The following is a 26730-nucleotide window of genomic DNA, read 5'->3' on the forward strand; positions in this document are numbered from 1 at the left end:
ATAAGCAGATGGAACAATTAACAGAGTTAGTTGAACGAGTGATTACAGAACAAATTTTAAGCAGTGCAGTGCTTAGCCAGCTGCGGCGCAAGCCTGAGGAGGGCTACACCAAGGTGCTGCTCAAGCCGGTGCAGTTGCGCGGGCAGATTCAGATCCAGTTCGAGTATCATTATGATAATAAGGTGACGCATGATAATGTCCCGTTAACAGAAGCGGCTGCGAAGGTGATGTCTTTATTCGAGAGTACATTCAAGCAGGGACTGTTGCGGACAACAGAAGGCGATTACCAAGTGTTGATCAGCAAGAAATTCAAGGTAACGATTCGCAAGCAAGCGGCAGTTGTGCGCAAGGTTGAAGTGTCACATAACCGCAAGAAGCAATATGTGTTGAACGAGGGAGTTCCGGTTCCATTCTTGGTCGAACTGGGCATCATGGGCAAGGAAGGAAATGTGATTGCAGCGAAATATGATAAGTTCCGCCAAATCAATCGCTTCCTCGAAATGGTAGCGGATGTGCTGCCGCATCTGCCGAGCAATCGTACGGTTCGCATTATCGATTTTGGCTGCGGCAAATCGTATCTAACGTTCGCGCTGTATCATTTTCTGCATGTAGAATCCAAGCTCCCGGTTCACATTGTAGGGTTGGACTTGAAGCGGGACGTCATCGAACGGTGCGAGGCGCTTGCTAGGCGCTTAGACTATGACGGACTCTCCTTCCAAATGGGGGATATCGCCCAATATGAAGGTGCCGATGAGGTCGATATGGTGGTGACGCTGCACGCTTGTGACACCGCGACAGATGCAGCGCTAAACAAGGCTGTACGGTGGGGAGCTCAAGTTATCTTGTCGGTTCCATGCTGCCAGCATGAATTGAACCGTCAGGTGGAGCAGAGCGTGCTAGAGCCCTTGTTGAGACACGGCATATTGAAGGAACGTTTCAGTGCCTTGGCGACGGATGGACTGCGGGCGAAGTTGCTTGATTGCGTAGGATATCGTACACAATTGCTCGAATTTATTGATATAGAGCACACACCCAAGAATATTTTGATTCGTGCGGTTCGCGGTGAAGAACCTGCTGGGCAGGTAGAGAAGACTGACCCGCAAATGTGGAACGAGTATGAGACGTTCAGACAGTTTTTGAACGCAGATCCGTACTTGGAGCATGCCCTGCAGGAGCTGTTGGAAGCTCGTGGCTGCAAGCGTACAGTATAAGTATCAGAGCCCTCTCCGTTGTGTAGAGGGTTCTTTTTGATGTGGGGGATAGTGAGCTGCATACATGAACTCTTTGGTCGAGCGACTCTATCCAGTAGTATGCTTCTCTTCAAATTCCCTCCGTTTTGGACGATATATAAAGGAAGGTAGTATCGAACAGGAACAGTAACAAATCAATGCCCATTAAAAGAATCTATAGCTGCATGGTTATAGAACAGGGCAAAGTGAGTTGTTGCAATAGAACAAGCAGGACGCCTATGTCTGGCTCGATCTTCATACAGCAAGAGCAAGATTAACGTGAATAGTGAAACGAAGCGAAGCAGAGCAAGGGGATAAACTGCGAACGAAGAACCTAGGAGGTTGAACGGTCAATGACGGGAGCTTATGTAACGGATGCTCCAGAGCATTTGTTAATGTCGCTTTTGCACAGTCGTACAGTGCTTGAGGGCGACAACTGCATTGCAACGGGAGTATTGTCTTATTTAGAAGGAGATGTCATGGAGGTAGAACTGCCAGAATTCGAGCGGTTTGAACTTGGAGAGGCGCTGAAGGTGACCATATATTCGCCGGTAGGCATATTTAATTTCCATACTCAGGCTGTGGCACGGCATGAAGGGTCGTTGATGCTTATTCATCCGCCGCATCAACAGCGTAAATTTACAGATCAACGCTTATTTCCGCGAATAGAGGTGCGCAAGCATGGATACGTACTGCCTCCACGACCGGCGGAAGGAATGGCAATTACGCCGACGCCAATACCGATTCATATCGAAGATATTAGTTTGAATGGGATCGGTTTCAACATTAAGGGGAACTCTTCATTCGTGGAAGGAAGCGAATTAGAGGCTGAACTGCAGCTTGGATTTGCTGTTCCTTGCCGCTTAACGATTGCTCGTATGGCGAGTCGGGAAGACGATATTTTCTATGGAGCCAAGCTTCAGGTAACCAGTGATCCTGCACAACGGTCCCTGCGTGCATTTATTATGCGGGAACAGATTAAATCACATATTGATCGCAAATCAAAAAATTCAATAACAGCTCGCCCATAACATGCTAAAATAGCAATGTACTTCACCATTACATAGAATAGAAATGGTAGGAGAGAAAGGGAGGGAGGGAGCAGCTTGAAGCGCGCTTCTCGTCATGTAAGGAACTTATTAATCGGATGTCTTGGCATCGTGCTCCTATTAAGCGCCTTACCAACATCGACGTCAGCAGCTGGGCTAAATAATCGATACCCGACTAAGGTATTTGAGGTATTCACAGACGTTGCAATGAATCAGGAAGGGCGTCAGAAGATTAAGGCCGAGTTAATTCAGCCATCTGTTACGAATGTTACGTATCAGGAAGTGGTGAACATTGATCCTGCAATTGCCGAAGTAAAGGTAGATTTACCTAACGAAGAATACGTGGTGACGCCGCATAGTCCAGGATCGACTACGGTCGAGTTCAAATGGACCCAAGGGGATGGAACGGTACTTCATCATAAGTTTGTCGTTGCGGTAGTCGACCCCTCACAGGGTAATATTATTCCTCGGATTAGAGAACCTGAACAGGAAAGTTATGTGCAGCTGGGGTCTTCTGAAATCAATGATTTCCAATATATATTTGAGAATGTAGATTGGAGATCCAACTTACCGGTACCTTATAACGAGCTTCGCTCTGGAAATGGATTCAATAATATAACACCTGTTAATCAGAAAAGATATATTTTCAGCGCTGTGGCTCAGAACGCAGTGGATACTAGATGGGTATTCAAAGTAACAATAAAAGATACGAACGGTAAAGATATATCCGCTACATACTATAAGGACTATAAAATCAATCAGTCACCCAGCCTGAAAAATAATTTTGATCGTACTGTGCATTTGATGCCTGGCGGGGAAGCTAGTATCGTGCTGTCACGGTATTTTGAGGATTTAGACAACGATGAATTATTCTATACTGCAGTCTCGGCAAACGGCCTGGTCTCATGCGAGATTAATGGGGATAACCTGTTGTTGCGTGCGAGAGCCGATTCCGCAGAGGGCATCGAGAAAATCACGATTACTGCGGATGATCAACGACAAGGTATTCCTGCGCATGGAACATTAAGCATGTACATCAGCAAACCGCGCGAAGTTGGGATTGCCGGTACTTATCCAGAAGTAGATAACGGCTTTGAAGTGATGCCAGCTGGCTCCGGTGAGTATTACATGGCTCCATTTGAACAGTATCTGCCTTCCTATGCAGAGCTCGAACAGAAGGTTGCATCAGGTAATGCTCGTAAGGGAGAACTGACAAGTGGGGGCAGCCTTACATTCATCATTGATCAACAAAAGGGCCAATCTAAAGGATTTGATGAAGGACAGTATGGTCTCTATCTGTTCGATGGAACGACGGTCACGCTGGAGCGAGCGATTGAACTGTCCGGCAAAGAGAAAGTCATTCGTGAATTGAAGGAGCTGGCTGCCGCAAGAGGCGAATCATCCTATCAGATTGTGGACGCCCAGCAATGGCTGTTCACGAAGGGTGACAATAATTTTGTTCGCGCTAAGATCGTGATGGCGATTCTCGCAGAATAACAAGCAGTATCGTTAGAAGGTCAACCTAAGGGTTGGCCTTCTTTTTGATTGTCCATCATAATAGATATAGAATTGGTAGAATCGGGAAAGAAGGGGGAGTGCAGATGAAGGTGGATTTACAACAAGATGGCCATGGCAATTTTGTTGTTTTGTATGTTGGAATCGGGATAATCTTCGCTGTGCTTCTTGTTGCGTTATGGAAGCAGGGGCTGTTCTATGATCGCGATGTGGGAATGCTATCTCTCCTGCTCTGTGCAACTTCTGTATGTATGCTTGCCGCATGGAGGTGGGATGCACTCCTTCCATTGCCACTCATATATCCGCTTCCCCTGCTCATTGGCTACCTCATTAGCTGGGTGTTAGGGCCTGCAACCGTATATGGCACAGAGATGCAAATCCTAAGAACCGCGATGCTGCAAGCTTGGATTATACTGCTCGCCATTATGCTGCACAGAGGGGGGGATCAGGCTAAGCGGCTCATTACAGGTTCAATCATGCTAGTCGGATTCCTAATCAGTGGCAGCGCTCTTGGCATGCTCTATGGATGGATACCGAATGAATCAGGTGTGATGGTGAGTCAGAATTCAGAATTGTCGGCGTTTGGATTTCGATTAGGTGGGGTTGTCCAATACCCGAATACGCTTGGTGTACTTGCTGGGGCATTCGCGTTACTGCACTTGAACGGCGCAGCCTGTGCGGCGGCTAAAGCTCGAAGCCAACGGAGTGGAAATATTCATGTACGGGTAATCTCGACCAAATGGCTGTTTGCGGCTGTGCCGATTGTTCCCCATTTGGTCGTCCTTGGTCTTACCGAATCAAGGGGATCCTGGATCGTATTTGGTATCGTATTGCTGGTTGGAATCTGGAGCGCTCGCGGCTATCGTGCGGAGTACGTGACGACGTTTTTGTGGTTCGGAGCATGGTCTTTCCTAGCGGCCGCGTGGAGTGCCTCGATGTGGCAGAGTGGGGATGGGTGGCTGCCGATGCCTGTTTGGTTCACTTGGATCGGTTCAATTGTACTGTTCAGCGGCGTAATGCTGAGTCTATCTCAGAACCGTTGGCTACGAAATGGGTTGATTCTCATCATACTTCCAATGCTTATGATAGCAGGCATTCACTTGCTGCCTATAGGGGCAAGCAGCCGGATTACGGATCATTATGCTACTGCAGGAGCGCGAACATTGTTCTATAAGGATGCAATTACGCTGTGGAAGGAACATCCTTGGTTCGGCGCAGGCGGAGATTCATGGCGGCAGCAGTTTGCACGCATTCAGAGCGAGCCGTATGTTGGCAAGGAAGTGCACAGCAGCGTGCTGGATATGCTGCTTGATGTAGGGCTGGTATTTACAATGCCTTCAATAGGGTTAGTATTAGCAGCATTGCTGCTAGCATGGCGTCGGCATGCCGGATTCGGATTGGCCGCAGCGATGCTGCTTGCACATAGTCTGATTGATTTCGACATGTCGTATGGGCTAGTGACGCTGCTGTTCGCAGTGCTGCTAACGCTGGGCTTGTACGATGAGAGCCTCAATCATGGCTCTCCAAGGATGCGCTTCGCGCTGTGGCAGGTGGGCACGAAGCGCGGGAAGCGTCTCGCGGCACTGCTGCTTGCCGCTCCGCTGGCAGCCGCAATCGTGCTCGCGTCGTGCCACCTCGTGGCACAACAGCTCGCCGCGGCTGCCAGCGCTGCTGCCGACAAGGCCACAGGCCCTGTCGGCATGGCCCGCGCGCATGCGCAGCAAGTGGCTGCGCTGCGCTGGGCGCCCGCGAACACGGCGCTTCGCATCGCCGTGAGCCGAACCTTGCCTCCGCAGGAGGCGCTTGCCCTTCTGCAGGAAGGGCTGCGCTACGAACGCGATGGCAAGGGGCTCTACCGTGCGCTCGCCTTGGCAAGTGCACGCCTTGGCCGCGCCGATGACGCCGCCGCTTGGTGGGAGGCGGCGGTTAGCAGCGACCGCTTCGATCGCGTGCTGCAGACCGAAGCCATTGAGAAGCTGTCGCTTGCGGCGCACTACAGTGCAGATCGCCTTCAAGCGGCCGCATATGCGAACGCAGCAGGCAAGATGTTCCGGCGATATGAAGCGGAGGCACATCATGTCCTTCTCATGCGCAATCCTGCGAACGGCAAGCGTTTCGCAATGACGGAGGAAGCGAAGCGGGCTTACAGCTCGATCGTTTCGTTGATCACGAGGGGACAGTAGTTCATGGATGTTAACCAGAATTCGGAGCGCTGGTCGCCTTCATTTGACGTCACCAGGATACCGGACTTTTCTCATGAAGTTGAAGGTGAACTTTGAACATGCTGTGCCTGCCGGCACGCCGATAAGGGCGGAATCTCGAACAACTCAAGAAAAAACCGGCCTCGTCGCAGATAATGCGAACAGAGGCCGATTTGAACTTTCCGCTGAATTAATATTCGCCACTCCAAGGCGGTACGATCAGATTAATAGCATCGTCCCGCAGCATCCGGTTGAAATCAGCGGTACGTACCTTCGCTGGAGCGAGTACGTCAATGTTGCCAGCACGATAAACAATATGAAAATGACATCCATAAGACGGAAAGTTGGCTTATTTTCAGGCTCCATACTGGAGTCTTTTGATCTGCATAAACCGCTACCCGGAAACCTCCTGCATTTCTTGCGGCTGCGTTGATTGGAACCTGGTCGGCCATAATACGTGCTGAAAACTCAGGCATATGACGCCAATGATGAAGACAACTGTTCCCAGCAAGAAAAACACCTTGCTCACACCCATTCCACGAATCAGTAAGCCTCCGATTAAAGGCGCACCTACCATCATCGTGCTGGCGGACATATTTTGAATGCCAAAGATCCGGCCTGTCATACCCTCAGGAGTTTCTTTCTGTAGGACATAGTTATAAGTCACGATAGACAGCCCGTTTCCAATACCGATCACAAGTCCCAAGACGATGCTCCATATTCCATGCGAATCCGCTCTTAAGAGTCCCATACTTCCAAAAGCAGCTCCAATCAACGCGGCTCCTCCTCCGATACCAGGTCCGTACCTTACTTTGCCAAGACGGTTCAGCAGCAGGATGGTGATAAACGCTCCGACTCCTGTGGCAGCCACCATCCAACCAAGCAGAGACTCGTTATGAGGGGCAATTTCCCGATACAACGTCGGAAACTGGAAATCGATCATCAAAATAATCAGCATAATGATCATATTCACGATAAAACTACTAAAAAGAATCCGGCGCTGCAGCAGCAATGCCCACCCTTGCTTCCATAATTGGGCGAAGCTCATCTTAGTCTCTGCGCCGTTTTCCGAGTCATCAGAATTCTCCCGATTCTCTGCTTTTGCATTTTCATCGATATGCCGCATTGTATATAGCAAGATGCAGGAGGAAAAGCGCGTGATGGCATTCACCAAAATACATAATTGTGGGGAGATCACTGTTAAAGCCACTGCGCCGAGCAGGGGCCCCGCGATTTTGGAAAATTGATTGACGAGCCCGTTATACGAGGTTGCTTTGAGCAGTTGATTCTCCTGAACCACCTGGCGCGTTAACGCTTGATGCGCTGGAACGCGGAATACTCCCATTGTGGCGCGAAACGCAAGCAAAGGCAGCATCCAGTACATGCCGGGAACAAACAGCAGCAATATGGTGAGCAGCGTTTCGGCTGCATCGGCCAACAGCATGAGATTGACCTTCTTCCAGCGGTCGGCGATTACACCGGCGAAAGATCCGAACAGAATGCCGGGGAGAGCGATCATCACCGGAATCAAGGCGATCATAAACGGATCCGCATGCCAGCGGTATGCCACCAGAATCTCAATTGCAAAGACGTCGAACCATTCGCCGAAAGATGAGACGGCATAAGCCGAGTACATCTTAGTAAAAATCCGGTTCTTCCAAATAGATACCTGGCGCCCGTTTGATACAAATGTGGTAGACATGAATATTTCCTCCGTTAAATCAGAATTACTCTCACTTTAACGAAGAAATATCAGGGGGTTATCAGACAGAACCTAAAATCCGATCAATCATCTGTTCTATGGGCTGTTTATATGCCTCCAGCTTATACCCCCGTTCAAACTCATCATATCGAGTCTGGAAGGTCTGCAGCAGTTTGGAATCGTGATATGAGGTTTTCAAAAAATGGAGTGTACCAATGATCAACCGAGCGAGCAGCGGTACATTATGCGCCGTTTCGCCGGCCTCAAGGCCATATTCGAATGCAGCTGCTGCTTCTTGGGGGTGGCCTTGAAGCAGCAGCAATTTCCCTCTTAAACCATGATAGGCGCTGATTTCCCGCAAATAAGGAGCGTCAGCCAGCATGTCTTCGATCTGCCTAGAGCACCGCTCTGCCTCTTGGATACTGCCTGCGACCAAATGAATATGCATTTCCGACATGGCAATATGAACCTTGAAGGCATCCAGCTTACCTTGCTCCTTTTCGATGATCCGATAAGCTTCTTGCACACGCTGCAGATCCTCTTCAACACGACCGTTATCTGCATAAAGACCAAGAATATTTAACACTTTCAGCTCGCGATGCATCTCAAACGGCAAAATCCCCGATTCAATCGTCCGTTCAAAGTAATTCAGACTTTTTGCCGGTTCCATGTAAAAAGAGTAGTAAAATATCAGCAGCCAATATAATTTATCTGGGTTCTCCGCATCGCTTTCCAGAAACCAGTCCAGATCTGCCCGCACAAACCTCAGAAACATTTGATGGGAGGGACTGATATTCACGCCAAGAAGCTCTTGCTGATTGACAAGGGCTAACATCGATTGGCTTTGCCCTAACATGAGATAGGTGTCCAACAACTGCCCGATTTGCTTCTGCAATCCACTGTCCGTCAGCGACGGAACCGCAAGTCCCAGCGTTTCTTTTATTGTGAGGCTGTAGCCAAGCCCCCGCACGGTAATCAGTTGAACTTTCCCGCTCCATGGTTTCATTCTTTTTCGGAGCCGATACACATGATCATCTACCGTTCGTTCGCCCGGATATTCCATTGGCCATACCTGATCCAGCAGCTGCTCCCGGCTAAAGACCTTGCCGCGATTTCGGTACAGAAATTCGAGCAGCGCGTATTCTTTCGCAAGCAAGTTGATTGTCTCAGCCTGAAAGCTGACAGAATAATCACGAGGTTCAAACGCAAGCCCGGACATCATAATCAGCATTCTCAGTATTCCTTGTCGTAATTGACAATGCTGCGAGCAGGACGTCCCTGTGCGATATAGGCCTTGAGATTCTCGATAAACAGCTTCGTAGCTCGTTCCTTCAATTGATCGGTATTGCCTCCGATATGAGGAGTCATGATGACATTGTCCATGGACCATAACGGATGATCCTCTGGCAATGGTTCGATGTCGAACACATCGAGGCCAGCGCCCGCGAGGTGGCCGCTGTTCAAGGCACCGATAAGAGCATCCGTCTTCACCGATGCACCGCGTCCAACGTTGATAAACAGTGCCCCGTGCTTCATGGCAGCGAACCTATTTTCATCATATAAGTTTATCGTCTGAGATGTCTTTGGCAGTATGTTGACGACTACATCGCATTCAGATAGAACTTCATTCAGCTGCTCGAACGTGTACAAGCCGTCGACATAATCAGTCGGTTGAACGGAGCGGCGTACGCCTAGAACACGCATCCCGAACGCTTTGGCAATTCGTGCAACCTCAGCCCCGATTTGCCCGATGCCGATAATCCCCATGGTCTTGCCCAGCAGTTCCGTATAATTCCCTTTACTGTCCCATACGTGTCGATCTTGGTTGCGAATCGCTTGTGGCAGATTTCGAGTGAAGCCGAGCAGCATCGCGAATACCGTCTCCATCATCGGGACGGGATGCACACCCCCCGCCGTAGTCAACATTACATCGTGCTTGCGGAGTGTATCCATCGGAACATAATCGGCACCAGCCGTCCACAGCTGTATCCAGCGAAGCGGGGAATCATCATGGAGGCATTCCTCGATGATAGCAGGCGACCAACCGAAAATAACTTCAGCTTGTCGGAATACGTCTCGATCGAGCTCCTTAGCTCGTCCAGCAATGACATTGTATTCGGGAGCAGCGAGGCGAATGCCCTCTAGAAATTCTGGCGGCAAAGCTAGTGCACATACGATATTTTTCAAGATGAGGTCCTCCTTAGCGTCCATTTTCTAACATCATAACTCGAATCCGATTGGTGCGTCTATGAGTGCTTCGTAGGTTGCTGGACATTAGAAATAGGCTGAACGGATGGTAACCGACAGCCTGCATGAGCGATTATAGCAGTTAGCCTCCGAATGCTTGCCGGAAGCTGGAGGATAATTTCGCTTGATCTACATTCCACAGTGCGGCAAGCTCTTCGCAGACGGTCTCGTCCCACCAATCGGACAGCTTCTTGCGGTTGGCACCGTTCTCGTGAATCCAGATCAAGTTCTCAATCACTTTGCGATAGTAAAGTTCTTCTCCTTGTTTGACGAGATCTTCGGGAATCCAGACGTTCATCCGCTTAATGGTTCGATACAACTCATTGTTGCAAGCACGGCGAATTCTTCTGGCTGTGGGGAGAGGCCTTGTATGAGGCTCCTTCGGGGCTTTCAATGGATGACGACTCCTTTCCTGCATATATGTTCATCATATGCAGGCATCCTACCCAGGTTCCTTGTGGCCGCGCGCTATTTCGAATCGATTACGATATACCCTACCATAGGGCCTTCATGCTGCATATCGGGATGGGTTAAGCAGACGATGCGATGAATGCCTTCCTTGGCAGTAAAGGTGATGACGGTTTCTTTGTCTTTCTCGATGCTGCCTTTTACATTCATGCTCTCGATTTCGAAATCATGCTTTTTGCCGTTAATTCCGCGAATACGAAGCTCTACTCGCTCACCGGCTTTGGCATGAACTGTACCCGGAATAAATTGATACACTTCGATTTCTTTCCCATTATCCAGTTTGGACTTAACCTCTCCTGTTACCATGTGGAGAATTCGAGTCGATTGAGGTGCTGCCTCAACTGCCCGTTCAGACCGCACGGTTTCATAGCGCCAGAACGCTGCAGCTACTAATATGGCGGAGAAGACGATTGCACCAATTCGCAATTGTTTGCGAGAGACAATCCAAAAACGTGTCAAATTGTGAAACCTCCTTTGCCCAATTGAGTATCACTTTTTAGTGCTTGCTCATAACATTTCATTTGCAGGCAGCCATTACTAGAGAAGATATAAGGTACAAGCTTGTGCTTAGTCCAAGTGTATGCATGGCCAGGGTAGCGCATGACTTGTGTTATCCCAGGGGGTAAGGAGGCATCAAGATCGAACAAGCCAAAGTCATGATTGGAGTCATGGCGATCCATATGTTAGAATAAGCTGGGAATTAAAAAGGGAGAGAGACGAGCTATGGCATGGATACATGATATGATCAATATGCTGCTTCATTGGGTGCAGCAGCTTGGGGAATGGGGAATAATGCTGGGGCTCATGATTGAAGTCATCCCGAGTGAAATCGTGTTAGCCTACGGCGGATATTTAGTATCGATTGGCAAGGTCAGTTTTATCGCTGCGATTATTTTCGGCACAATTGGTGGTGTCTTTGCGCAACTCATCGTATATGCAATCGGCAGATATGGCGGGCGGCCCTTCTTGGAGAAGTTCGGGAAGTACATCCTGATACGCAAGCACCATATTGAGAAGTCGGAAGAGTGGTTCCAGAAGTATGGAACAGGCGTAATCTTTTCTGCACGATTCGTTCCGGTTGTCCGTCACGCGATTTCCATACCAGCAGGAATATCCAAGATGCCGGTAGGAAAATTTACGCTTCTGACAACGCTGGCTGTAATCCCATGGACCATCCTATTTGTTTATTTGGGGTACGCGCTTGGAGATCAGTGGGAACATATTAATGAGAAGGCGGCACCTTATGTTCAGCCATTTATTTTGGTTGCACTTGCTGGCCTTACCCTATATTTTGTTATCAAATATATGAAATCCAAGCGAAGAGAGGGGAACCCGAAATGAGCAAACATGTAGCGAATGTGATAGGTCAAGGAATTTCACCACAAGCATTTATCGACTCCATGCAGAAGAACAAGGAAGCCTTCATTTCCTGGTATGATCAATTTGCTTGGTCCAGTGAAGAAGAGAAGGAGTTTTTCGAATCGCTTCAATATCGGGACGATATCCGCTGCTTAATCTTGGCGGCAGATTGGTGTGGAGATGCGGTACGTAATGTGCCTGTTGTGTTCCGCGCTATGGAAGCAGCAAGCATTGATACAGAAGTCTTAATTATGGAACAGTTCCCTGAGGTTATGGATCAATTCCTGACGATGGGCGGACGCTCCGTTCCAATCGTCATTTTCACTGATACGGGCGGTTATGTTCTCGGTCAATGGGGACCTCGTCCAAGTGACGTACAGGCACATATGATCCGATTCAAGGAAGAGAACCCGGATCGTGAAGCTCCGGATTATCAAGATAATTTGAAAGTAGTCAGACAGCGTATTCTCGAACAATACGGCGAGGGAACGGGCTATCATGCTCGAATTACGTCTGAATTGAGAGACCTGCTGTCAGGCTTTTAATATAGCAAGGAGCTGACAAGACATTGTTTACGATTCAAAGTTTCAATTTAGGTCCTGTCCAAACAAACGCTTATCTATTAACAAATGAAGATACGAAAGAAGCGGTTGTCATTGATCCGGGTATGAATCCAGATCGGTTGCTGCAAGCGCTCGATGGACTAAACGTTAAGGCAATATTGTTGACACATGCGCATTTCGATCACATTGGCGGTGTGGATCTTGTGCGTAAGGCACATCCGTGCCCGGTGTACATTCATGAGCTTGAGGCAGAGTGGCTGACAACACCGGAACTTAATGGCTCGACCATGTGGCCGCAAATGTCTCCGCCAATGTCCATGAAGCCAGCGGAACATTTGCTGCAAGATGGGGATACACTGGAGCTGATCGGTTATTCCTTCTACGTCATGCATACACCTGGTCATTCGCCGGGCAGTGTGAGCTTCCTGTATGATAAGCACTTGTTCGCAGGTGACGTTCTTTTCCGGGAAAGTGTGGGGAGAACAGACCTGAGAGACGGCAGCATGAAGACACTGGTGAACTCTATTCATAAGAAGCTGTTCACACTAAGCGACGAAGTGACGGTATACCCTGGACATGGTCCGACTACAACAATTGGATACGAGAAGAAGCACAACCCATTTGTCTAATACGATTTTGCAGTACATAAGCGCTTGGCACTCCTGATTCCTGATGAACAAGGAGACCAAGCGCTTTTTGATGCTCACTTTATCCAATATACATAGATCCATTTTGCTAGCCAAACCTCGCTCGTGATATGATCAGGGAAGCATACAGCAACGATGGGACTGCCTACTACTATGTATCGCAGTCCTTTTTTTTACATAACAGATACAAGTGCAAATAAAACGGCAGATATCATTTCCTAATACGAGGAGGAGTCAATTGATGCATTCCGAACAGCGAATAGATGCAGCAATTATCGAAGAGCATCGCAATCGAATCGCTCGCCTGCAGCAGAAGATGGAGCTTGCTGGTATCGATTTGTACTTAGTTACACACAACGTGGATATATATTACTTAACCGGCTCCATGCAGACCGGCTATGTGCTCGTACCGAGATGCGGCGAACCTGTTTATTTGGTGAAACGCAGCTATCTGCGTGCGCAGAAGGAGTCGATCATTCGCGTTGCTCCGCTCGGTTCATTCCGTCAGCTTGGTGAGACGATCCGCTCATACTATGCGGAGCTGTTCCAAGTTAAGGAAGCTGTCGTCATTGCTACAGAGTTCGATGTTCTACCTGTTCAGCAGTATGAGAGATTGAGAACAGTCATTCCAGATGCGAATTGGACAGACGGATCGATCCTATTCCGGGAACTGAGAATGATTAAGTCCTCTGATGAACTGGATCGCATTCGGGTTGCCGCAGCTGCTGCACATAAGGTGCTTGCTGATGCTGCAGATTACATCCAGCCGGGAATGACAGAACTAGAACTCATTGCTTACATTGAACGAGAATTCCGACTGCAGGGTCATGTTGGAATGATCCGAATGCGCGGCTTCAATCAGGAACTAATAACTGGCATGGTGGCATCAGGAAGTGCAGGCGCAGAACCGACTTACTTCGACGGTCCCGCTGGAGGGCTTGGACTGACACCTGCAAGTCCACAAGGATCTAGCCGTAAGGCGATTGAAGTGAATGAACCTATTCTGATCGATTTCGGCTGCTGCATCGATGGATATGTAATTGATCAGACCCGAACCCTTGTCATTGGGGAACTGGACGATGAACTCCAGCGTGCTTATGATGCTTCGGAAGCGATATTGCGTGCAACTGAGGAACACTTGAAGCCGGGAACGGTATGCGAGACATTGTACGAAGACGCGGTTGATATGGCGAAATCGTATGGATTGCAAGAGCATTTTATGGGGTATGGTGAGGATCAAGTCAAGTTTCTTGGACATGGAATTGGTATGGAAATTGATGAATGGCCTGTATTGGCCCGCGGGTTCAAGCAGCCGCTTCAGGAGGGGATGGTAATTGCTATCGAACCTAAATTCACTTTCCCGGGACGCGGTGTCGTAGGTATAGAGAATACATACCTGATTACTGCTGATGGATATGAGAAGCTAACGACTGCGGAGGAAGGATTGCGAATCATTTCTTTGTGAACATAGACAATAGCTAGAGTCGGATGTACAGCTTTTATCGTATGCAGGATAGAGAGGCTTCTTTTTGTGACCAATTGCGATACTCGTACGTATACATTTACAGGAACCATAAATTCTAGTACCATATAGAATACATCTAACGGATGGGAGGCATGGACAATGCTGCCTTTGGGAGAGAAAGTAGTCATTGTTGCCGACCGTTTCGAACAACATTTGCCTATCGGGGAATACGGCTATATTATTGCCTATGACCGCAATGCAGACAACGCATTCGACTATGTCATCCGAGTTCCGAGAGCAAACCGCAACTTTTTTGTGCCAGCATCCGATGTCGATCAAGAGGAACGGTTGCTGCAGCAGGAAGCGGACCGCATCGAACGGGAAGCACTTATCGATTATGCACTGGCGACCCATAATGAATCATTATTCCGTCGAATTATGAACGCAGACGCAGAGCCTGATAGCGAAGAGAGCGAACAGGACGGAGCAATGTCACAAGAAGAGTTCATTCGCCAAGTGAATTTAAGAGCTTGGATTTAAAGAAGACGCCGATCACCGGTCATTCCGGTGCTTCGGTGTTTTTTTGCATCCATTACTTTATCAGAATGACGCGTTGAGTTGATTCCGCTTCTAAGCTATAATAAGGGGATGAATTTGGCCTTGATGGCGCAAGGAGGAACAGGCTGCCGATGAGCATTCACGTACAAGACGTCGAGCACGTTGCTAAGTTGGCAAGACTCGACTTGAGCAATGAAGAGAAAGAGCGTTACACGGAACAGCTGAACGCGATTCTAAAATATGCAGAAAAATTAAATGAATTGAATACCGATGACGTCACGCCAACGACTCATGTTCTACCTATACGGAACGTGATGCGTGAGGATGAAGCGCGTCCTTCACTGCCGATAGAGAAGGTAATGGCTAACGCACCGGAAGAAGAAGATGGTCAGTTCAAAGTACCGGCCGTTCTGGAATAAAGCGAATAAGGGAGGATGCCCGCATTGACACCACTTGAGATGTCATTAACGGAAGCAAGACAAGCAATACAAGAGCGCAAGCTCTCCGTCTCTGAATTGGTGGACGCGTCATTCCGACGCATTGCCAGCACGGATGAGCAAGTGCAAGCATTTCTTACTATGAATGAAGAGGGTGCCCGTAACGAGGCAGCCGCAATCGACAAGCGCATCTCGGCAGGAGAACAGATCGGCTTATTGGCTGGTATCCCTGCAGGGGTTAAGGACAACATCGTAACGGAAGGAATGCGCACAACATGTGCAAGTAAATTCCTTGATAATTTCGTACCTATATATGACGGTACAGTATCCCGCAAGTTGAAGGAAGCGGGTGCCATTACAATTGGTAAGCTGAACATGGACGAATTCGCAATGGGCGGATCCAATGAGAACTCTGCTTATCGCACGACTCGCAACCCGTGGGATTTGGAACGTGTTCCGGGCGGATCTAGCGGTGGTTCCGCGGCTTCCGTAGCAGCTGGACAAGTTGCATTCGCGCTAGGCTCTGATACAGGCGGATCAATCCGTCAGCCAGCTTCCTATTGTGGAGTCGTTGGCTTGAAGCCGACATACGGTCTCGTTTCTCGCTTCGGCTTGGTTGCATTCGCATCTTCATTGGATCAAATCGGTCCAATTACGAGAAATGTAGAAGATGCAGCCCTCGTGCTCCAAGCGATTGCAGGCCACGATAAGATGGATTCCACTTCGGCGAAGGTAGAAATTCCGGATTATGCAGCACAGCTGACAGGCGATGTGACTGGTCTGCGCATTGGCGTGCCTTCTGAATATATTGGACAAGGTGTCGATCCGAAGGTGAAGGAAGCTGTGCTCGCTGCCTTGAAAGTATTCGAGGATATGGGTGCGACATGGGAAGAAGTATCGATGCCGCATACCGAATATGCAGTAGCGACCTACTACCTGCTTGCTTCCTCGGAAGCTTCCTCCAACTTGGCGCGCTTCGATGGAGTTCGCTACGGAGTGCGTGCGGACAACCCTGACAATCTGCTGGATCTGTATCATCGTTCTCGCAGTGAAGGCTTTGGACAAGAAGTGAAGCGCCGCATTATGCTGGGTACGTATGCACTAAGCTCAGGCTACTATGATGCCTATTACTTGAAGGCGCAGAAAGTCCGCACTTTGATTAAGCGTGACTTTGACGAAGCATTTAACAAGTTCGATATTTTGCTCGGGCCGACAGCACCGACTACGGCATTCCGTATCGGCGAGCAAATTAATGATCCATTAGCGATGTATTTGAATGATATATTGACGATTCCGGTCAGCTTGGCTGGCGTTCCAGCAATTAGCGTACCATGCGGGTTGGCAGATGGATTGCCGGTTGGCTTGCAATTGATTGGCAAGGCGTTCGACGAAGCGACTGTGCTTCGTGCAGCCCATGCGTTCGAACAACGCACGGAGTTCCATAAGCTGCGTCCGCAGTTGTAATTGAGGAGGCTTACGACATGCCAAGTACGAAATATGAAACGGTCATTGGCTTGGAAGTGCACGTTGAGCTGCACACCAACTCGAAAATCTTTTGCGGTTGCTCTACCGAATTCGGAGCACCGCCTAATACGCATACTTGCCCGATTTGCTTAGGGCATCCCGGCGTACTGCCGGTATTAAACCACCAAGCGGTAGAATATGCAATGAAGGCTGCTATGGCGTTGAACTGTGAAATTGCTCCGGTAAGCAAGTTTGACCGGAAAAACTATTTCTACCCAGACTCTCCGAAAGCATATCAAATCTCTCAGAACGATCAGCCAATTGGGCAGAACGGCTGGATTGATATTGAAGTGAACGGAGAAACGAAGCGGATCGGCATTAACCGACTGCACTTGGAAGAAGATGCAGGCAAGCTAACGCACGTAGATGGCGGTTATGCTTCTCTCGTCGATTTCAACCGTGTCGGCACTCCGCTTGTAGAGATTGTATCTGAACCCGAGCTTCATTCACCAGAAGAAGCGAAGGCTTATTTGGAAAAGCTGAAGGCAATTATGCAATATTGCGACGTATCCGATGTGAAGATGGAAGAAGGCTCCCTTCGCTGTGATGCGAACATCAGCATACGCCCGATTGGCCAGAAAGAACTGGGTACGAGGGCAGAATTGAAAAATATGAACTCCTTCCGCGGCGTTCAACGTGGTCTTGAATATGAAGAGGAGCGCCAAGCTGACATCCTGGATGAAGGCGGTAAGGTTGTTCAGGAAACTCGCCGCTGGGATGAAGCGCAAGGGCGTACGCTCACGATGCGCAGCAAGGAAGAGGCGCATGACTATCGCTACTTCCCGGACCCAGATCTCGTTACACTCATTATTGATGACGAGTGGAGAGAGAGTGTGCGGGCGTCGATTCCGGAGTTGCCGGATACGCGCAAGGCACGTTATACGAGCGAATATGGCTTAACAAGCTACGATGCAGAAGTCATTACGGCATCGAAGAAGCTGGCTGACCTGTTCGAGGAGAGTCTTCAATATACGAAGGATGCCAAGGCAGTAGCCAACTGGATTATGGGTGACTTACTCGGATACTTGAACGCGAATGGCCTTGAAGCGGATGCTTCAAAAGTTACAGGCCAAGGCTTGGGCGAAATGATCGGCTTGATTGAGAAAGGCACGATCAGTTCCAAAATCGCCAAGACGGTCTTCAAAGAGATGCTGGAGACGGGCAAAGCTCCTCAGGCTATTGTTGAAGAGAAGGGACTTGTCCAAATTAGTGATGAAGGCGCCATTAAATCTGTCGTCGAGCAGGTAATCGCGAACAATCCGCAGTCGGTGGAGGATTACCGCGCAGGCAAGCAGAAGGCAATCGGCTTCCTTGTTGGACAAGTTATGAAGGAGACGAAGGGTAAGGCCAACCCGGGTCTTGTGAACGAATTGCTTGTTCAGTGCTTGAGCGAGCTGTAAATGTAAGCTATAGATAAAAAATGAAGAATCGATTAGGGCTCCGTAGGACGGATGGGTAACATATCTGAACGTTGGAGCCAGGCATGGAAGCGGAGTGAATCTCCGCTTTTCGTGTAGATTCAAGTTATTTTCATGTAGTCGTATACTCTGTTATTCCGAAAGGGTAGTGAAAGACATGATACGTCAGTTGGATATGAATGATGTTGCAACATTGGATCAACTCTGGAACCTGCAACAGGCGGCATACCGGATTGAGGCGGACATGATTGGCTTTGACAAGATCCCCCCTCTGATGGAAACGGTAGAAGACCTGCATAATACCACGGAAACATTCTATGGGTGGTGGGATGAGAATCAGTTGGCTGGAGCGGTATCCATCGAAATGACAGGGCCTGTAATTATGGAGATTTGCAGATTGATGGTTCGGCCGGATTATTTTCGGAGAGGGATCGGTGCAAGTTTGTTAGGTCATGTACTGCATATGCCAGATGTTCATACGCACCGTATTGCAACGGGAGCTCGCAATCTTCCTGCGCTGACATTGTATGAACGCGAAGGCTTCCGATATGTGCGCGACGAGGAGATTGCGCCGGGCATATCGCTGCGTCACCTGGAAAGAAGGAGGTAGTCGGATATGGAATTGCTCGCGGAGATACCTGCAAATAGTCCGTGGGTAATTGATGATTTTTCATTAACGCTTAGATTGCTGCTTGCGATGCTTCTCGGTGGATTGATCGGATTGGAGCGAGAACAGGCGAATCATCCAGCGGGGTTGCGAACACATATTTTGGTTTGCGTTGGTTCGGCACTTATCATGCTGTTGTCCATTTATGGCTTCTCCAGCTTCGTGTACGAAGGAAATGTCCGTGTGGATCCTGCTCGTCTCGCTACAGCAGTAATTACAGGCATTGGCTTTCTTGGCGCAGGAACAATTATTTTTACGGGCAAATCAATCGCAGGACTTACGACAGCGGCTTCCCTATGGGTAGTTGCGGCGATTGGACTAGCGGTAGGTGCTGGGTTCCAATATGCAGCTGTGGTGACGACAATCCTAGTCATCGTCATTTTGTTCGGATTCAACAAGGTAGAGCAGCGTTACTTCGGTGGCAAGCGCACTCGCGTTTTAACATTAGATGCGGATTCTACTTCTGAATTTCTTCATGAGCTCCATGTCTTCATGGAAACCCGTGATGTTACCGTCAAGAAGATGATGTTCCAACGCTTATTGAATCAACCTGGCGATCCGATGGTGGAGAAGCGAGCAGAATTGCAGCTCGTTCTTGGCGTCCCCAAACAGTTCGACATGTTCGTATTTGTAGAGCAACTCGAGCGAGTGCAAGGGGTTCGCACTGTTACCTTAGAGTAAGAGTCCAAAGCGATCCTAGACTAAAGTCGGTGAAACCTTCCTAGACTCAGGAAGGTTTCTTTCATTTCTGTATCCAACGTACAATGAATATAAGCTTAATACGTACGGTAGAGCGAATTCGCACAATGAATTTTGCTGGGTAGAGAAGGGAAGAGACTATGGTGTATCGTAAGACAACTCAATTTTCGGATGAACTGATCGTCAGTCAAGTGCAGCAAGGTAACGAGGAAGCAATGCGTATTTTAGTGGAAAGACACCGTCCATTTGTGATAACGTGTATTTGTCAGACGGTACAAGATCGTTATTTGGCGGAAGATATCGCCCAAGAGGTATTCGTGAAGGCGTATCGCCATATTCATTCATTTCGGGGCGACTCGAAATTTACGACATGGCTGTATCGGCTAACGAAGAACCAGATGATTGATATATTGCGCAAAAAGCGGAAGGAAGGCCAGGTAGAACGGCTTGAGCCGCACCATATTGCATCCTTTCAGCTTCATGATGTCGCTGATATGCCGGAAGAACGCGTGATGAAGAAGGAAAAATGTGAAGAGGTCCACCAAGCACTTCGGGCATTGCCAGAGAAATATCGTATGGTCATGGAGTTGTACCACATGCGCCAGCGAACATACGCAGAAATTGCGCAGATGCTCAAGATGCCAGTTAGAACGGTTGAAACTAGATTATATCGTGCTAAGATGCTGTTTAAGCGAGCGTGGCAGGAACATGCCGGATTAGGAGCTATGTAAGGAGGGAAGGACTTGGCTGATAGAAAAGATGATCAATTACATGAACCTCACAATCAAGGATTCCGTGAGCAGTCTGCTAAAAAGGAGCAGGATGAGCAGTTTTTGCGCAAGCGTCTGGAACAATTAGCGCGGAGAGAACGCATGTCTCATGCTCATGAGAATCATCAAGGATATGGCCCAGGCCCAGGAGCGCCCATACCACCGCCTCCGATGTATGGAGCAATGCCGCAGAAGAAGAGCAAGTTTCTTTCTTTGTTTTTGTCCTTCATTTTCCCTGGAGCAGGTCATTTCTACTTAGGGTTAATGCAGCGCGGGCTGCTTATTATGATGATGCTGGCCTTGGATATCGTAGCTATCGTGTATTTTACAGCAATAGATGCCAAAGTGAATGTACCGCTTGTCGTATTGTTAGGATTAATGCTGCCGGTGATTTACTTTTTTAATTTGTTTGATGCCTTGCAATGTACGGAACGTGTCAATCATCAAGCGATGTTTGGTGGCGTAGAGCCGACCAGACAAGGGCCGCTCTTAGGGCTTTTTCTTCTGTTCGGGGGAATAGTTATGCTGCTATTAACCGTAGATCCAGCGTGGCTTCGTTGGTTCTTTACGTATGCGGGATCCTACGCCGGAGCGGCTCTTCTTATTGGTGGCGGTATCTTTCTGCTTGTGAAGGAATCGAATAAGAGACGCTGACGGACAACCGAAGGAGATGGTCTTCAGTGGTTAAGGTAGGGAGAATTACTGCTTCGCTGCTGCTTGTCGCTGTCGGAATCATGCTGCTCAGCGATCAGTTGTTTGGATATCATACATTGCGATTGTTATTAACATGGTGGCCCTTGTTATTTATTATATGGGGGATCGAATATATTTGGACTGGCGTGTACCACAGCAAGCGGGGGGATAATCGTCGTCTGCGCTTGGATTTTTTAGGCATGTTCGTTTCTGTTTTTATTGCAGTCTCCGTCTTCATGATTTCTCAGCCTTCCCTGTTCCGGGATTGGGTACGAGGAATTCAGTTCGACTTCTCCATGATGAAGGAGATGGCAGGTGATAATGGGATAAATGTCCGGTTGCCGAAGCTGGAACATTCGATATCAGGGGATATATCGAAGCTCGTTGTTCGCAATGACAATGGGGAGATTCGGATTCAGACTGGGAATGTAGAGAATATGGATGTTGAGCTAAGTGCAATTGTAAGCGGAGTGGATAGAGAGCAGGCGCAATCGCTGGCTAACCAGTCTGGAGCAACCATCGATAATAATCCTTCCGAACATACATTGACGATTACCGCGAACGGCTCGAAATTTGCAGTAGGGAATCGGCCAATCCGCATTGATATGATCATCACCATTCCGGCTCATGTTATGTGGAAGACGGATGTGATGACGAATAATGGGGATATCGCGATCCATGATATGAAAGCCGAAGCAGTGGCGAAGAGCAACAATGGTGATATTAAGCTGCTTAATATTGAAGCCCCAGTACAGGGAGAGACACTGAATGGTAATCTCTTTGTGCAAAATATACGCGGTGATGCCAAAGTATCTACCATGCGTGGGGATATTACGATGTACGACATCAATGGGAAGTCGATGGCGGATACGAAATCAGGAGATATCGACATTCATGAATCGGCTGGTGCAGTCCAAGCAGAGACCTTGAGTGGAGACATGCTTGTTGAGTCAGAGAACATCGGCGGCAACTGGAAATTGCAGAATATGGCGGGCGATACCGCCATTGGCATACCAGAGGGGGCTGATGTTACATTGCAAGCGATGAATCGTTTTGGAGACATCGATATAGATTCGGAATTTCCCTTTCATGTCGTAAAGAATAAAGTAGAGGGTACAATAGGAAATGCTACGTATCAAGTCAATTTGGACACGAATGGTGACATAAGCATACGAAAACGGTAACAGCGCGACGTATTAAGGATTGACAAAACAAAAAACTTCCACGTACAATGGACATATAGAGATTATTTTCTGAGAATCGTTACAATCTACGATTTGTTGGGATAACCCGTATAGAACTAATGTGAGCGTAGAAGGCGGTGGACAAGATGAAAACGCGGGTTCAACATGCATTGGGACATCTGAAAATGTCCGGAGTACGCATCACGCCACAGAGACATGCGATATTGGCTTACTTGATGGATGCGATGAATCATCCGACAGCAGATGAAATATATCGAGCACTCGAGCCGGATTTTCCGAGCATGAGCGTTGCTACCGTATATAACAACTTGAAGTTGTTTATTGAAGCGGGGCTCGTTCATGAGTTGACATATGGGGACAGTTCTAGTCGATTTGATGCCAATGTAACAGATCACTATCATGCCATTTGCGAGCGATGCGGCAAAATTGTTGATTTCGCTATTCCTGAATTAATGGAATCGGTGGAGAAATCGGCTGCAGAGGCTACTGGTTTTAACGTACGCGGACATCGGATGGAAGTGTATGGTGTATGTCAATCCTGTGTGGAATCGACTAAGGAGCAATAGGTGATGGTCGATATTCAATACAATGCAGAAATGTAAATGCGCGCGGCAGTTCATGCTTGCGCGCTTTTTTATTTTATCGAATCCAATGATGGAGTCTGAAAAAGTAGGAGTTGACTATATGAGAAGCAATGGAGTGGGGAGAGGTGCTCCGCATTATCGAACCGGCGGAAAGAACCGTAAAAAAGGGAAGGGAGGAGGATGTCTCTTTATTCTGATTGGACTCGCCATCCTGGCAGCGAGCGTGTGGAAAGGATGGGATGGTATCAGGGATTGGTTACCTGGTCAGAATAAGGCTGACTCCCAGATCTCTCAGGTAGAACAGCCCTTGATCTGGGACGGTGCCTGGACGGGATATGGGACGAAAGGCAAAGGTGAGAATTTGCTCATACCTGTTCAGGCATTGTCTGATAAGCTTTCTATTGTGTATGAGAATAGGTCCGCAACCGTCATTATGACAAGTTCTAAGGACGTTGCTTCAGTTGCGCTTGGACACTCAACGGGAAGCTTGAATGGTCGAGCTAAACAGTGGTCAGCTGCTGCTGAACAAATTGGCGGCGACATTTATGTTCCAATGACTGCGTTGAAGGAAGTATACGGCTTGCGTGCGAAGCAGTACACTTCGAATGGTGCGGTTCAACTAAGCACACCGGGGCAGACTCTTCAACAGGGGATCGTCATTCAGCAAAAGGATGATGCCAAAATAGCCTTGCGTGAAAATGCTAGTAAGCAAGCTCCCTCCTTAGAGAAGCTTGCAAGTGGAACGCAAGTCACGGTCTGGGGTGAAGAAGGAGACTGGCTCCGGATTGAGGCGGAAGGCGGCAATGTCGGTTATGTTGCTAAAGACGAGATTCAGCGTAAGGGAAGTGTAGCAGTTCCTTCAATCTCGCCAGCGCCTGTTCCTGCGTTTGTAAAGGAGAAGCGACCAGTAAGCTTGGCTTGGGAAGCTGTGTACTCGCGTAATCCGGATCCAACCAAGCTGCCCGCGATGCCGGGGACGAATGTCATAAGCCCTACGTGGTTCAGCTTGGCTGATAACGAGGGAAATGTGGATGAGAAGGCAGATCCGCGTCTTGTACAATGGGCGCATCAGAATGGGAAGCAGGTATGGGCGCTGTACAGCAACAGCTTTGATCCAGACCGAACTACAGCTTCGCTTGCAACCTTCGACAAACGTAACCGAACGATAGAACAATTGGTTAAGCTCGCAGAGAAATACAAAGTTGACGGCATTAATATTGACTATGAGAACGTAAATGTTGAAGACCGCGATAATTTAACGCAGTTTGTACGAGAACTTACTCCTCGTCTACATGCGAAGGGTCTTGTTGCATCGATTGATGTGACGGCGAAGTCTGGGAGCGGTAGATGGTCGCAATTTTTGGATCGGGAACAGCTGGCGCGTTCCGTCGACTTCATGATGGTTATGGCTTACGATGAACATTGGGCGACAAGTCCAACTGCTGGTTCTGTTGCATCCTTGCCATGGACAGAGAATGCTATGAAGCGAATTATGGAAGAGGATAATGTGCCTCCGCATAAGCTCGTGCTTGGAATGCCGCTATACACACGGATATGGACAGAGACAACTGAAGGCGGAGAAGTGAAAGTATCCTCTAAGGCTGTTGGTATGCAGAAAGTTCAAGATTTGGTTCAGGATCGTAAGTTGAAGCCTGTTTATTCGGAGAGTGCAGGTCAGCATTATGTCGAATATGAGGAGGAAGGCGCAACTCAGAAAATATGGATCGAGGATAAACAATCGATTCAATCTCGCATTCAAATGGCAGAACGTCTAAAGCTCGGCGGAGTCGCTGTATGGGCCCGAAGCTTCGCCAATGAAGGCATATGGAACGTTCTTCGATATCGAAACTCTTAATCACGCAATGATACTTTTTATAAGTTAGAAATAAGAAAACCGTCTATCTAATCAGATAGGCGGTTTCTTCGTTAAGTCTGTTATATTCGGTTCACTCTTGCGAGTGAGGCTCGTGAAAACATAGATGTCAGGTCTTGGTGTTGTGGGAATCAACGAGTCAATGCGTGAGAAATCTCTTTGTAAGTCATTCTTCCCTCACTTTGATACGGTAACATCCTTCTTACTGTCTTGATCTAAGTTGCTCTCTGGGGCGATGTTTTCTGCGGTTGCCTTGTCCGGATCAAGGGTAAGAATCGTTCTACAGAACATGCAGCGATCCGTTCTGCCGAGTATTTTGGTCTGGCGACCACACTCTGGACATTCAAGAATTACAGCACTAGTGGACAACATGCCAGCCCAGAAGTAAATCGCGACACTTCCCAAGAGGAGTATCATTCCCAGTACCATGAATACTCCAGCGAAGGGGCGTCCTTGTATGCCCCACATGAGAATGCCGGATGTGCCGAGCACCATCATTCCCATTCCGGCTAATGTAAGTACAAGTCCCCACAATCGAAACTCATTGATTTTACTTGTTCTAAAAAGACGTTGTTTCATCGCAGCCTCTCCATTTCAAGATTGAAAATGTTTTCGAAGGAAGAAGGAAAGAGAGTTTCTATGTAGAATTATAAACTATCATTTGATGTAAAAGAAAGCCAAAAAAGCGTGGGGTCGAGAATGAAACATGTATTGGATAACTCCATAGATCAATTAATTGGTGCGACTACAGTCAGCGGTCTTTATATATTGGATCGCAGCCAATTGGATGCTGATATGCACCAATATATTGATTGGGATCGCTATGTGCTGGTTGTTGATGAAGCGTGTCCGTCCCATCCTTTTGAGTCGATGGAAGTATCGGCCGATGACAGCTCAGTTGCACGCTGGATTTGCATCCACCCAGATAGGTGGGAGGAATGGATCGTTTCGGATGAGGCGAGGTCACTGCTTCCGTTTTACGGGCGTGGCAATATTCGCGTAGATCGCGATGGATTGCTTGCAAGTTGGCAGGAAAGATTGATTCAAGAAGAGAAGACTCCGAACCAGATGCAATACATGAAGACATATGCGCTGTTTTTGGAGGCATATAATCAAGCGAAGTATTTACGGAAGCTGGAATACATGCTAGACGCTTATCGATGTGTGGATTTCGCATTCTATTATTGGGCGTCGCTTGCCATAATGGAGCAAGGAGAGATGCCTAGACAAGCGTTATGGCAGCAAGTGAAGAAGTTAAATCTAGGTGTCTATAAGATGTACGAAGAATTCACTGCAAGCTCTGAGACGATGCCGCAGCGAATTGAACTTGCGTTGCTTGCTTGCGAGTTCTCTCTCTCATCGAAGAGTGTAGAATGCTGCACACCATTGCTGAATTGGCTGAAGCAAGCGAAGGGGCCAGTTCCGATATCGGATATTATGCAGCACCAAGAATTCAAGTGGATGGCCGGTTATATGCCAGCTCTACTAAATAAGCTTACACATCGCGGTTGTGTGAAGGAACGTTTGATTGAGCATGCTAGTCCATATGGCAAGCTAGGGTATACTCGGGCCTATGAATGGGCTGGTTGACGGCTGCACAATCACAGAAAGTTGAGTCGCTGCATGACAGTTCATGCAGCGTTTTAACTTTTTTTAAATAAAGTGTTGACTTGGGTTTGAAATATATGATACATTAATACTCGCCTCTTCGAGAGAAGCACTTCGAACGAAAGCTGAATAAGCAATCATTCGAAAGCTCGAAAAAAGAATTTAAAAAAAGTGCTTGACTCTAAGAAGTGAACATGATATATTATAAAAGTCGCCGCCGACAAAGCGGTGAGAAAAAGAAAGTAACTA

General features: G+C 48.1%; 27 protein-coding genes. 21 read left to right on the plus strand and 6 right to left on the minus strand.

Annotated features, from left to right (window positions below; all coding sequences use genetic code 11):
• Positions 1–8 precede the first annotated feature (8 nt).
• The 5 genes from BBG47_RS11650 (at position 9) to BBG47_RS11670 (ending at position 6427) form a co-directional block, all read left to right on the plus strand.
• Positions 9–1211 (plus strand): class I SAM-dependent methyltransferase, encoded by a 1203-nt coding sequence (locus tag BBG47_RS11650; RefSeq protein WP_065291856.1) that lies wholly within the window; start codon positions 9–11, stop codon positions 1209–1211.
• Between the two features lie 371 nt (positions 1212–1582).
• On the plus strand, positions 1583–2260 hold the full coding sequence (locus tag BBG47_RS11655) for a PilZ domain-containing protein (RefSeq protein ID WP_021255287.1): 678 nt from the start codon (positions 1583–1585) through the stop codon (positions 2258–2260).
• A gap of 75 nt (positions 2261–2335) precedes the next feature.
• On the plus strand, positions 2336–3775 hold the full coding sequence (locus BBG47_RS11660) for a hypothetical protein (RefSeq protein ID WP_065291857.1): 1440 nt from the start codon (positions 2336–2338) through the stop codon (positions 3773–3775).
• A gap of 104 nt (positions 3776–3879) precedes the next feature.
• Entirely contained in the window at positions 3880–5976 is a 2097-nt protein-coding gene (locus tag BBG47_RS11665) for an O-antigen ligase family protein (protein ID WP_065291858.1), read from the plus strand.
• A 7-nt stretch (positions 5977–5983) separates the two neighbouring features.
• On the plus strand, positions 5984–6427 hold the full coding sequence (locus BBG47_RS11670) for a hypothetical protein (protein ID WP_065291859.1): 444 nt from the start codon (positions 5984–5986) through the stop codon (positions 6425–6427).
• Here the strand turns inward: BBG47_RS11670 and BBG47_RS11675 are convergent.
• The 5 genes from BBG47_RS11675 to BBG47_RS11695 all read right to left on the minus strand — a co-directional run bounded on the left by BBG47_RS11675 (position 6389) and on the right by BBG47_RS11695 (position 10870).
• Positions 6389–7696, minus strand: coding sequence for an MFS transporter (locus BBG47_RS11675; protein ID WP_065291860.1), 1308 nt, complete (start codon positions 7694–7696; stop codon positions 6389–6391). The two genes, BBG47_RS11670 and BBG47_RS11675, sit on opposite strands and share 39 nt — an antisense overlap.
• A gap of 61 nt (positions 7697–7757) precedes the next feature.
• On the minus strand, positions 7758–8927 hold the full coding sequence (locus BBG47_RS11680; RefSeq protein WP_083189241.1) for a winged helix-turn-helix domain-containing protein: 1170 nt from the start codon (positions 8925–8927) through the stop codon (positions 7758–7760).
• A gap of 2 nt (positions 8928–8929) precedes the next feature.
• Entirely contained in the window at positions 8930–9883 is a 954-nt protein-coding gene (locus BBG47_RS11685; RefSeq protein ID WP_065291861.1) for a D-2-hydroxyacid dehydrogenase, read from the minus strand.
• 142 nt (positions 9884–10025) lie between these two features.
• A complete protein-coding gene (locus BBG47_RS11690) occupies positions 10026–10361 on the minus strand; it encodes a dehydrogenase (protein ID WP_370510431.1) in 336 nt (111 codons plus the stop codon).
• 50 nt (positions 10362–10411) lie between these two features.
• Positions 10412–10870 (minus strand): cupredoxin domain-containing protein, encoded by a 459-nt coding sequence (locus tag BBG47_RS11695; protein WP_065291862.1) that lies wholly within the window; start codon positions 10868–10870, stop codon positions 10412–10414.
• 264 nt (positions 10871–11134) lie between these two features.
• Here BBG47_RS11695 and uptA point away from each other — a divergent pair, with 264 nt between their 5' ends.
• The 15 genes from uptA to BBG47_RS11770 all read left to right on the plus strand — a co-directional run bounded on the left by uptA (position 11135) and on the right by BBG47_RS11770 (position 24855).
• Positions 11135–11752 (plus strand): undecaprenyl phosphate transporter UptA, encoded by a 618-nt coding sequence (uptA, locus tag BBG47_RS11700; RefSeq protein ID WP_021255279.1) that lies wholly within the window; start codon positions 11135–11137, stop codon positions 11750–11752.
• Positions 11749–12315 (plus strand): thioredoxin family protein, encoded by a 567-nt coding sequence (locus BBG47_RS11705; RefSeq protein WP_065291863.1) that lies wholly within the window; start codon positions 11749–11751, stop codon positions 12313–12315. Before uptA ends, BBG47_RS11705 begins: the two co-directional genes overlap by 4 nt.
• A gap of 23 nt (positions 12316–12338) precedes the next feature.
• Positions 12339–12962, plus strand: a complete 624-nt coding sequence (locus BBG47_RS11710; RefSeq protein ID WP_065291864.1) for an MBL fold metallo-hydrolase — start codon at positions 12339–12341, stop codon at positions 12960–12962.
• Between the two features lie 259 nt (positions 12963–13221).
• A complete protein-coding gene (locus BBG47_RS11715) occupies positions 13222–14445 on the plus strand; it encodes a M24 family metallopeptidase (RefSeq protein ID WP_094183153.1) in 1224 nt (407 codons plus the stop codon).
• Positions 14446–14604: 159 nt separating this feature from the next.
• Positions 14605–14985 (plus strand): hypothetical protein, encoded by a 381-nt coding sequence (locus BBG47_RS11720; RefSeq protein ID WP_021255274.1) that lies wholly within the window; start codon positions 14605–14607, stop codon positions 14983–14985.
• Between the two features lie 149 nt (positions 14986–15134).
• The gene (gatC, locus tag BBG47_RS11725) at positions 15135–15422 is read left to right on the plus strand and encodes an Asp-tRNA(Asn)/Glu-tRNA(Gln) amidotransferase subunit GatC (protein WP_021255273.1); all 288 of its coding nucleotides are present in this window, start codon (positions 15135–15137) and stop codon (positions 15420–15422) included.
• A 39-nt stretch (positions 15423–15461) separates the two neighbouring features.
• Positions 15462–16904 carry an Asp-tRNA(Asn)/Glu-tRNA(Gln) amidotransferase subunit GatA gene (gatA, locus tag BBG47_RS11730; RefSeq protein ID WP_094183154.1) on the plus strand — a complete coding sequence of 481 codons (1443 nt, stop codon included), beginning with the start codon at positions 15462–15464 and terminating at the stop codon, positions 16902–16904.
• Between the two features lie 17 nt (positions 16905–16921).
• On the plus strand, positions 16922–18364 hold the full coding sequence (gene gatB / locus BBG47_RS11735) for an Asp-tRNA(Asn)/Glu-tRNA(Gln) amidotransferase subunit GatB (protein ID WP_065291866.1): 1443 nt from the start codon (positions 16922–16924) through the stop codon (positions 18362–18364).
• A 175-nt stretch (positions 18365–18539) separates the two neighbouring features.
• Positions 18540–18992: a GNAT family N-acetyltransferase gene (locus BBG47_RS11740; RefSeq protein WP_021255270.1), complete on the plus strand. Its 453-nt coding sequence runs from the start codon at positions 18540–18542 to the stop codon at positions 18990–18992.
• A gap of 6 nt (positions 18993–18998) precedes the next feature.
• On the plus strand, positions 18999–19730 hold the full coding sequence (locus BBG47_RS11745) for an MgtC/SapB family protein (RefSeq protein ID WP_065291867.1): 732 nt from the start codon (positions 18999–19001) through the stop codon (positions 19728–19730).
• A 158-nt stretch (positions 19731–19888) separates the two neighbouring features.
• On the plus strand, positions 19889–20479 hold the full coding sequence (locus BBG47_RS11750; protein ID WP_065291868.1) for an RNA polymerase sigma factor: 591 nt from the start codon (positions 19889–19891) through the stop codon (positions 20477–20479).
• Positions 20480–20491: 12 nt separating this feature from the next.
• Complete coding sequence (locus BBG47_RS11755; protein ID WP_065291869.1) at positions 20492–21172, plus strand: DUF6677 family protein; 681 nt, start codon at positions 20492–20494, stop codon at positions 21170–21172.
• Between the two features lie 26 nt (positions 21173–21198).
• Positions 21199–22395, plus strand: coding sequence for a DUF4097 family beta strand repeat-containing protein (locus BBG47_RS11760; RefSeq protein ID WP_065291870.1), 1197 nt, complete (start codon positions 21199–21201; stop codon positions 22393–22395).
• Between the two features lie 146 nt (positions 22396–22541).
• Complete coding sequence (perR, locus tag BBG47_RS11765) at positions 22542–22982, plus strand: peroxide-responsive transcriptional repressor PerR (RefSeq protein WP_065291871.1); 441 nt, start codon at positions 22542–22544, stop codon at positions 22980–22982.
• Positions 22983–23100: 118 nt separating this feature from the next.
• Positions 23101–24855, plus strand: a complete 1755-nt coding sequence (locus tag BBG47_RS11770) for a glycosyl hydrolase family 18 protein (RefSeq protein ID WP_065291872.1) — start codon at positions 23101–23103, stop codon at positions 24853–24855.
• A 195-nt stretch (positions 24856–25050) separates the two neighbouring features.
• Here BBG47_RS11770 and BBG47_RS11775 read toward each other — a convergent pair whose 3' ends face one another.
• Positions 25051–25452: a DUF2614 family zinc ribbon-containing protein gene (locus tag BBG47_RS11775; protein ID WP_065291873.1), complete on the minus strand. Its 402-nt coding sequence runs from the start codon at positions 25450–25452 to the stop codon at positions 25051–25053.
• A 120-nt stretch (positions 25453–25572) separates the two neighbouring features.
• Between BBG47_RS11775 and BBG47_RS11780 the strand changes: the two genes are divergently transcribed.
• Complete coding sequence (locus BBG47_RS11780; protein WP_065291874.1) at positions 25573–26463, plus strand: hypothetical protein; 891 nt, start codon at positions 25573–25575, stop codon at positions 26461–26463.
• The last annotated feature ends 267 nt before the right edge of the window (positions 26464–26730 follow it).

Source organism: Paenibacillus sp. KS1, assembly GCF_001680695.1.
GTDB lineage: Bacteria > Bacillota > Bacilli > Paenibacillales > Paenibacillaceae > Paenibacillus_B > Paenibacillus_B suaedae.

Coding starts and splice junctions, on each gene's coding strand:
- BBG47_RS11655 (WP_021255287.1), top strand. CDS start 1,583: ATGACGGGAGCTTATGTAACGGATGCTCCAGAGCATTTGTTAATGTCG.
- BBG47_RS11780 (WP_065291874.1), top strand. CDS start 25,573: ATGAAACATGTATTGGATAACTCCATAGATCAATTAATTGGTGCGACT.
- BBG47_RS11770 (WP_065291872.1), top strand. CDS start 23,101: ATGAGAAGCAATGGAGTGGGGAGAGGTGCTCCGCATTATCGAACCGGC.
- gatB (WP_065291866.1), top strand. CDS start 16,922: ATGCCAAGTACGAAATATGAAACGGTCATTGGCTTGGAAGTGCACGTT.
- gatA (WP_094183154.1), top strand. CDS start 15,462: ATGTCATTAACGGAAGCAAGACAAGCAATACAAGAGCGCAAGCTCTCC.
- BBG47_RS11705 (WP_065291863.1), top strand. CDS start 11,749: ATGAGCAAACATGTAGCGAATGTGATAGGTCAAGGAATTTCACCACAA.
- uptA (WP_021255279.1), top strand. CDS start 11,135: ATGGCATGGATACATGATATGATCAATATGCTGCTTCATTGGGTGCAG.
- BBG47_RS11675 (WP_065291860.1), bottom strand. CDS start 7,696: ATGTCTACCACATTTGTATCAAACGGGCGCCAGGTATCTATTTGGAAG.
- perR (WP_065291871.1), top strand. CDS start 22,542: ATGAAAACGCGGGTTCAACATGCATTGGGACATCTGAAAATGTCCGGA.
- BBG47_RS11670 (WP_065291859.1), top strand. CDS start 5,984: ATGTTAACCAGAATTCGGAGCGCTGGTCGCCTTCATTTGACGTCACCA.
- BBG47_RS11665 (WP_065291858.1), top strand. CDS start 3,880: ATGAAGGTGGATTTACAACAAGATGGCCATGGCAATTTTGTTGTTTTG.
- BBG47_RS11750 (WP_065291868.1), top strand. CDS start 19,889: ATGGTGTATCGTAAGACAACTCAATTTTCGGATGAACTGATCGTCAGT.
- BBG47_RS11740 (WP_021255270.1), top strand. CDS start 18,540: ATGATACGTCAGTTGGATATGAATGATGTTGCAACATTGGATCAACTC.
- BBG47_RS11680 (WP_083189241.1), bottom strand. CDS start 8,927: ATGCTGATTATGATGTCCGGGCTTGCGTTTGAACCTCGTGATTATTCT.
- BBG47_RS11690 (WP_370510431.1), bottom strand. CDS start 10,361: ATGCAGGAAAGGAGTCGTCATCCATTGAAAGCCCCGAAGGAGCCTCAT.
- BBG47_RS11715 (WP_094183153.1), top strand. CDS start 13,222: ATGCATTCCGAACAGCGAATAGATGCAGCAATTATCGAAGAGCATCGC.
- gatC (WP_021255273.1), top strand. CDS start 15,135: ATGAGCATTCACGTACAAGACGTCGAGCACGTTGCTAAGTTGGCAAGA.
- BBG47_RS11745 (WP_065291867.1), top strand. CDS start 18,999: ATGGAATTGCTCGCGGAGATACCTGCAAATAGTCCGTGGGTAATTGAT.
- BBG47_RS11650 (WP_065291856.1), top strand. CDS start 9: ATGGAACAATTAACAGAGTTAGTTGAACGAGTGATTACAGAACAAATT.
- BBG47_RS11720 (WP_021255274.1), top strand. CDS start 14,605: ATGCTGCCTTTGGGAGAGAAAGTAGTCATTGTTGCCGACCGTTTCGAA.
- BBG47_RS11775 (WP_065291873.1), bottom strand. CDS start 25,452: ATGAAACAACGTCTTTTTAGAACAAGTAAAATCAATGAGTTTCGATTG.